Origin of the sequence: Streptomyces sp. 13-12-16, from assembly GCF_002114215.1 — a bacterium.
Lineage (GTDB): Bacteria > Actinomycetota > Actinomycetes > Streptomycetales > Streptomycetaceae > Streptomyces.
Map to the genome: position 1 here is coordinate 1 of NZ_NCTE01000054.1, position 3,410 is coordinate 3,410.

The 3,410-nt window shown below is 72.7% G+C and carries 2 protein-coding genes and 1 pseudogene; all 3 read left to right on the plus strand.

Going from position 1 to position 3,410, the window contains the following annotated elements:
- Positions 1-409, plus strand: a pseudogene (locus B7767_RS02520) (ABC transporter permease); the annotation flags it as partial.
- A 282-nt stretch (positions 410-691) separates the two neighbouring features.
- Positions 692-2,926: an RNA degradosome polyphosphate kinase gene (locus tag B7767_RS02525; RefSeq protein WP_085570651.1), complete on the plus strand. Its 2,235-nt coding sequence runs from the start codon at positions 692-694 to the stop codon at positions 2,924-2,926.
- Positions 2,907-3,410, plus strand: a 504-nt coding sequence (locus B7767_RS02530) for a CHAD domain-containing protein (RefSeq protein WP_143652160.1), incomplete at its 3' end; no start/stop codon positions are given. The genes B7767_RS02525 and B7767_RS02530, both read left to right, overlap by 20 nt.

Sequence of the window (3,410 nt, forward strand, 5' to 3'; positions counted from 1 at the left end):
CGCGGGCGTCCTCGCGGGACTGCTGCTGCGCCGCGCCATGGCCGCGCTCGCCGTGGCCGCCGTCGCGCTCGGGGCGCTGTGGGCGGCCGTCCACGCCGCCCTGCCGCACCTGTGGCCCACGGCCACCGAGACCAGCGGCCTGCGGGAAGGCCCCACCGGGTGGGGCATCACGGTCGGCCAGGGCGTGCTGACCTCCGGCGGTGACCGGCTGGACCTCCCCTGCTACACCAGCATGATGCCCGGGTGCGAGGCGACGCTGTCCGACATGCACGCCGTCGGCTTCTACCGCGACTTCCACCCCGCCGCCCACTACTGGCCGCTCCAGCTCGTCGCCTCCGGCATCCTGCTCGCCGTCGCCGCGCTGCTGGCCTGTGCGGCCTTCCGGCTGCTGCGCCGCCGCACGGCCTGACGCCCGCGTCCGTACGTCCCTCCCGGCGGGGGAGGGACGTACGGCTCCCCGTGCCGGGGCCCGCCCACCCCCGCGGGCCGCCGCCCGATATCCGGGACGTCATGTCTCCGTAACCGTCGATTCAGACAGGCTTGCGACGCTCGGTCAATGAATCCCGCTGTACCAGAGGCCTCGCCGCCCCGAAGGGTGAACGGGGGGAACGGGAACGCCTCAGGGCCACCACCGCTCCCACCCGCGTTTTCCGACGCGCCCGTGACGCCCGTGGCGCGGAACAATGGGGTCATGAGCCAGCCCAGCACCCAGGCACAGGTACAGCACCCGCAGCCCTCCGTGGGCTCCATCGCCGCCCACCGCCCGCACACCGTGGCCGGATCCGTCTCCGACCTGGATCCCGACCTCGACGCGGACCTCGACGGCTACGAGGAGACGCCGGCGGACGGCGCCACTCCGCTCCCGCAGGGCCGCTTCCTCGACCGGGAACGGAGCTGGCTCGCGTTCAACGAACGCGTCCTGGAACTCGCCGAGGACCCCGACACCCCGCTGCTGGAGCGCGCCAACTTCCTCGCGATCTTCGCCAGCAACCTGGACGAGTTCTTCATGGTCCGCGTGGCCGGCCTGAAGCGCCGCATCGCCACCGGTGTCGCCACCCGCTCCGCCTCCGGTCTCCAGCCGCGCGAGGTGCTGGAGATGATCTGGGCCCGCTCCCGCGAGCTGATGGCCCGGCACGCCGCCTGCTACCACGAGGACGTCGCCCCCGCGCTCGCGGAGGAGGGCATCCACCTGGTCCGCTGGAACGAGCTGGCGGAGAAGGAGCAGGCCCGCCTGTTCACCCTCTTCCGGCACCAGATCTTCCCGGTCCTCACCCCCCTCGCGGTCGACCCCGCGCACCCCTTCCCGTACATCTCGGGCCTGTCGCTGAACCTGGCCGTGGTCGTGCGCAACCCGGTCACCGGCCACAAGCACTTCGCGCGGGTCAAGGTGCCGCCGCTGCTGTCCCGCTTCCTGGAGAGCTCCCCCGGCCGGTACGTCCCCATCGAGGACGTCATCGCCGCGCACCTGGAGGAGCTGTTCCCGGGCATGGAGGTGCTGGAGCACCACGCCTTCCGGCTCACCCGCAACGAGGACCTGGAGGTCGAGGAGGACGACGCGGAGAACCTGCTCCAGGCGCTGGAGAAGGAGCTCATGCGGCGCCGCTTCGGGCCGCCGGTGCGGCTGGAGGTCGAGGAGTCCATCGACCGCGACGTGCTGGACCTGCTGGTGCGCGAGCTGAAGGTCGGCGAGGCGGAGGTGTACCCGCTGCCGGGCCCGCTCGACCTCACCGGTCTGTTCCGCATCCACGGCCTGGACCGGCCCGAGCTGAAGTACCCGAAGTTCATCGCCGGCACGCACCGCGACCTGGCGGAGGTCGAGTCGGCGTCCCAGCCCGACGTCTTCGCCGCCCTGCGCAGCCGGGACGTGCTGCTGCACCATCCGTACGACTCGTTCTCCACGTCGGTGCAGGCGTTCCTGCAGCAGGCGGCCGAGGACCCCGACGTGCTGGCCATCAAGCAGACGCTGTACCGCACTTCGGGCGACTCCCCCATAGTCGACGCGCTGATCGACGCCGCCGAGGCCGGCAAGCAGGTGCTGGTCCTGGTCGAGATCAAGGCGCGTTTCGACGAGCACGCGAACATCAAGTGGGCGCGCAAGCTGGAGGAGGCCGGCTGCCACGTCGTGTACGGCCTGGTCGGCCTGAAGACCCACTGCAAGCTGTCCCTGGTGGTCCGTCAGGAGGGCGAGACGCTACGGCGTTACAGCCACGTCGGCACCGGCAACTACCACCCGAAGACGGCCCGCCTCTACGAGGACCTCGGGCTGCTCACCGCCGACCCGCAGGTCGGCGCGGACCTCTCCGACCTGTTCAACCGGCTCTCCGGCTACTCCCGCCGCGAGACCTACCGGCGCCTGCTCGTCGCCCCCAAGTCCCTGCGGGACGGCCTGGTCTCCCGCATCGACAAGGAGGCCCAGCACCACCGCGCCGGGCGGCCCGCCTACGTCCGCATCAAGGTCAACTCGATGGTCGACGAGGCCGTCATCGACGCCTGCTACCGGGCGTCGCAGGCGGGCGTGCCGGTGGACATCTGGGTGCGCGGCATCTGCGCGATCCGGCCGGGCGTGGCGGGCCTGTCGGAGAACGTGCGGGTACGGTCCGTCCTCGGCCGCTTCCTCGAACACTCCCGCGTCTTCGCCTTCGGCAACGGCGGCGAGCCCGAGGTGTGGTTCGGCAGCGCGGACATGATGCACCGCAACCTCGACCGCCGCATAGAGGCGCTGGTACGGGTCACCGACCCCGCCCACCGGGCGGCCCTGAACCGGCTGCTGGAGACCGGCATGTCGGACACCACCCAGTCCTGGCACCTCGCCGCGGACGGCGAGTGGACCCGGCACGCCACGGACGCGGACGGCCAGCCCCTGCGCAACGTCCAGGAGATGCTCATAGACGCCCGGAGGCGCCGGCGTGGCACAGCGACACCCTGACCCGACGGACCCCACGGCCCTGGCCGGCTATCTGCGGGCCCAGGCGACCGAGTTCCTCCGCGCGCTGCGCCTCCACCGGGAGACCGGTGCGGGCGGGGCGACGTCGGAGGGTTCCGTCGAGGCGGCCCGCGCGCTGCGCCGCGCGGCCCGCCGCGTCAGCGCGAGCCTGCACACCTTCCAGCCGGTCCTGGACCCCGACTGGTCGGAGGCGATGCGCCCCGAACTGGCCTGGGTCTCCGCCACCCTGGCCCTGGAGCACGACTGCGCCGCCCGCCTGAACCAACTCCTCCAGGCCCTCCACCGCCTCTCGGGAGCCCCGCCGTTGCCGGCTCTGCCGCACCCCGCGGACAGTCGTGCCGCCGGGGCGATGGGGGTTCCCCCGCTGATGGGGGTCCCCCCGCTCGGGAGGAGCCGGGAGCGGGGGAATGTGGGCGCCGGGGGTACCTCCTCCGGGGGAAGCACCCCGTCGGCACCGGGCGGCGCG

Coding starts and splice junctions, on each gene's coding strand:
- B7767_RS02525 (WP_085570651.1), top strand. CDS start 692: ATGAGCCAGCCCAGCACCCAGGCACAGGTACAGCACCCGCAGCCCTCC.